General features: G+C 36.8%; 3 protein-coding genes. 2 read left to right on the top strand and 1 reads right to left on the bottom strand.

Going from position 1 to position 3,819, the window contains the following annotated elements; all coding sequences use genetic code 11:
• Positions 1-1,996: NACHT domain-containing protein (locus tag AC3DU7_RS28005; RefSeq protein ID WP_488042532.1), on the bottom strand; the 1,996-nt coding region annotated here is incomplete at its 3' end.
• 295 nt (positions 1,997-2,291) lie between these two features.
• Here AC3DU7_RS28005 and AC3DU7_RS28000 point away from each other — a divergent pair.
• Entirely contained in the window at positions 2,292-2,738 is a 447-nt protein-coding gene (locus AC3DU7_RS28000; RefSeq protein ID WP_488042531.1) for a DUF3598 family protein, read from the top strand.
• Positions 2,739-3,047: 309 nt separating this feature from the next.
• Entirely contained in the window at positions 3,048-3,485 is a 438-nt protein-coding gene (locus AC3DU7_RS27995; RefSeq protein WP_488042530.1) for a RidA family protein, read from the top strand.
• The last annotated feature ends 334 nt before the right edge of the window (positions 3,486-3,819 follow it).

Raw genomic sequence — 3,819 nt, 5'->3', positions numbered from 1 at the left:
CCACGTAAGTCTTACGTCGCTTCCCAGTTTTCTCCGTCAAATCTTCCAGACTTTCTGCCATCCGTCTTGCACAGAGAAACTCACCAAAACTCTTGTGGAAAAACTCCACCGAATTTTCCGCCCCTGCTGCCGACTTCAAATAAAACGCAGCCAAAGCATTTTTCAACCCATCCTCTCGTTTATCTTGCCTAGCTTTTTCAATTAACGCCTGCAACTCCTTATATCCCTGTTTCACCAGTCGGTCTTCAATCATTTTTATTGCAGCATATTCTCCACCAGACTGCACCACACACAACCCCGCCTCTGCCAATAAAATTTCTAAATTTTCTGGATATAGCTTCGTAATTTCAGGATTAAGACTTTTACCATCTTCTACTCGCTGCTTCTCCAGCACCCACTCCAACGCTTGCTCATAAATCAAAACTTTTGCCCCACCAACATCAGCATTAGCAAACATCTCTACCTGTAACTGCTTATCCCGGTGCATTGCAGCAAGCAAATATAACAAAAGTGGTTCCCGTGCCAACTCCTTAACCTGCTCTGGACATTTTTGACTCTGCAAAAACTCCCGAAATTTTTTTGTTTCCTCTTGTGCAACAATAGTCTGCCACTTCTCAAACCACCGTTTCTGAATTTCGTCACCCATCGGCAAAATACTCACCCGCTCTAAATTTGGTGGCATCAACCTTTCAATTCCATATAGTGCCAAAGGTCTACCCGTAATCAACACTCGATGACCGCGCTCGTTATTTTCTGCCGCCTGTTTCTGAAACTGTGCCACTTGGTCTAAAAATACCTTCAACTCATTACTAGCGCCACGCTCCAACAACAATTCATCAAACCCATCCAGCAAAAACAGAAATCGAGTATTATGGTCTGTCAACCAACCACTATCAGTCTTAGCAAAATCTCTACCCACTGCATTAGCTAAAGTCTCATCAATATTTGCTGCAAAATTTCTTATATCCCGTAACCGAATTAAAATAGGTGTATAAATAGGATGTAATTCCCGGCGCACCCAGTCGGCAAACATTCGGCAAAATACACTTTTTCCTCTTCCCGGCCCTGCTTGAATAAATAACACCTGTTTGTCTTTCTTTTCATCCAACAAAATTGTTTTTGCCCACTCCTCAATATTTTGGGGTGTTGCTCTTTCTTCAATCTCCCCATTAGAGTTAACAGTTTTTACTTCGAGTGGCACATAAATTTGTCGAAAAGTGAATTTTTCATCAAATACTTCTTCGTCTGGTTTAGTAGCAATATTCTTCTCTAAATATTTATCAATACTGTCATAAATTTCCAAATTTCCTTGCCACCCATACCCATAAATTCCAGCTAATTTCTTAGCATTGTCTTTCACCTCTATCACTGCTTCTTTCAGATAACGGTGGGTACTGCGAGAGATTCTTTCGGCAACAATTTTAGCTTGATTTTCAGCTAAACCAGATTCTTTAAAACGTTCAATCAAAATTTTATCAAACTTTTTCCTCAAAGACGAATCATAGAAACAAATTAAAGTATCTCTAGCATCTTGGTCATTAAAATCTATTTCTTCATCCAGTTTTTTAATCTGTTTTTGTACCGGCTCCGATGCTTCAATTTCTGTCAGCTTTTCCGAGATTTCAGGATTATCTATTAAAAATCTTCGTAAACTTTCTAAATAAGCCACCTGAGCCACCAATTGTACTTCATCTTCTAAAGTAGGCTCCTGACGAGTTTTTTCAATAATAAAAGTAATAATTCCAGTTGCAATAGGCAAAAAAGGTAAACCCGCCCCAGCAACTTTTCCCAGGGGAGAATTTAGTACATCCAAAACAGAATCAATATTTTCAATAAAAGGTTTTAATTCTTTAGCATCCTTATTTTCTTGTAGAGCTTTTGCTATTTCCAAAACTGCCTTACCAGACTCAACCCCACCTTTAACAGTTTCAGATAAATTCAATTCTATTTCTGTGTTGAGAACTCGCCAAATATTGCGCCAGAGTTTACTTGCCATAGTTAATATTTCTTCCTTTAATTGTTGCCCAATATATTTGTATATCTACAGTTAAATCTCTGTAAATTCCCGATGTTCAAAAAATGTAGTCCAGTAGGGTGTGTTAGCAAAGCGTAACGCACCGTTGATCGTCTGTGGAACATGAAACGGCACATTAAAAGCGGTAGTGCAACCCAACATCTACCTGTTTCCTGGCATCAACCCAACCTACAAACTTAATTCCTTCTTCCCTCTTCCTTCTTCCTTCTTTCTTCTGCTATAACATAATTATCTTTGCCCCATCAGGAGTTAGATTATGTCCAAAATTAGAGAAGAAATGCCGGTATTAGTCCGCCATGAAGGAGATTGGAAAGGAACATATACAATAGTAGATAATGAGGGAAATATTATCGATCGCCATAATTCCCATTTAACTTGTCAGTTTCCAGATAATGGAGAATATCCCTATTTTCAAACTAATCGTTATGAGTGGGCAGATGGTAAAAAAGAAGAATATAAATTCCCTGGAATATATCGAGATAAAAAGATTTGGTTTGATACAGAAAGGTTGGATGGTTATGCTTGGGAAGTAGATGATTCAACAATTATTTTGTGGATTACATATAAAGGAATGCCAGATTTTTATATCTATGAAATGATTAATATTAGTCCCGATAATAATCATCGTGCTAGAACTTGGCATTGGTTTAATAATCATCAAATAGTTAAGCGGACAATAATTAAAGAAGAAAGAGTAGAATGATAACTATTGAAGAAGGCAGAAGGCAGAAAGGAAAATTTCATGAGATTTTTACCCCAAACAATTTTGTCATAGAATAATTAATATCAAATCCGGTTAAATAACCTCACAATCAATAGACATCTCCAGTAGGGAGTAGGGAGTAGGGAGTAGGGGGGAAATAATTGATAATTTATGTAGGATAATTGATTTTATTTTTTATTATTGGAGATGTATAATAGCTTAAAATCCTAATTATGACGTTATTGGATCTATGTGCAATTAGGCGGATTTGATATAATTACTCGAATTACATATTAAAGGAGTATTTCAATGCCAAAACGTGAAGTAATTATTCCCCCAGGAATGGAAATTATATATGAAAAATATCACTATTGCCCTGGAATTAAAGTAGGAAATACATTATATATTTCAGGACAAGTAGGAAGAGATGAAAATTTACAGGTTGTGCAAGGAATAGAAGAACAATTTGTCCAAGCTTTTGAGAATGTAAAAAAAGTTTTGGTAGCTGCTGAAGCTACTTTTGATAATGTTGTAGAAATGGTAACTTATCATGTTACTGGGGATAATGTAGGAGAATCTTCTGAATCAGAAAAATCCTTTACTATTCCTCATTTAGCATTATTTATGAAGGTAAAAGATCGGTATTTTTTGAAAGAATTTCCTACTTGGACTGGAGTAGGAATTACTGCTTTGTCTACTCCAGGATTAATTGTTGAAATTAAATGTATTGCAGTGGTTGATAATTAGGGCTTGCTGATTAAATACCTTAGCGACAGCTTTGCGTCAGCAAAAGCATTGACTGATATTGGTTGTAGGATTTTTTTGTCTCAAAAAGTGACAGCTTTTCGGTGGAAAAAGCTCATGCATGCTAGTATTTTGGCAGGCAACGGCGGAAAAATTGAGGGACAATTATTCCAGCTACATATTCTGTAATCCACCATTTCTCCTGACCAAAAAAGAAGGTCTCAAGCCTCCCCTTTCAAGGGGATGAAAAAAATAAAGTTCAATATTTCAAGCCTCTGACTTCAGGCAGAGGTACTGATAACTGATAACTGATAACTGATAACTGAAATGACTATTG

Source organism: Okeania sp., from assembly GCF_983059655.1.
This window is presented reverse-complemented; position numbering and strand designations above follow the sequence as displayed.

What these genes read in the sequence shown, in the direction of transcription:
- AC3DU7_RS27995 (WP_488042530.1), top strand. Translation starts at nt 3,048, where the DNA reads ATGCCAAAACGTGAAGTAATTATTCCCCCAGGAATGGAAATTATATAT.
- AC3DU7_RS28000 (WP_488042531.1), top strand. Translation starts at nt 2,292, where the DNA reads ATGTCCAAAATTAGAGAAGAAATGCCGGTATTAGTCCGCCATGAAGGA.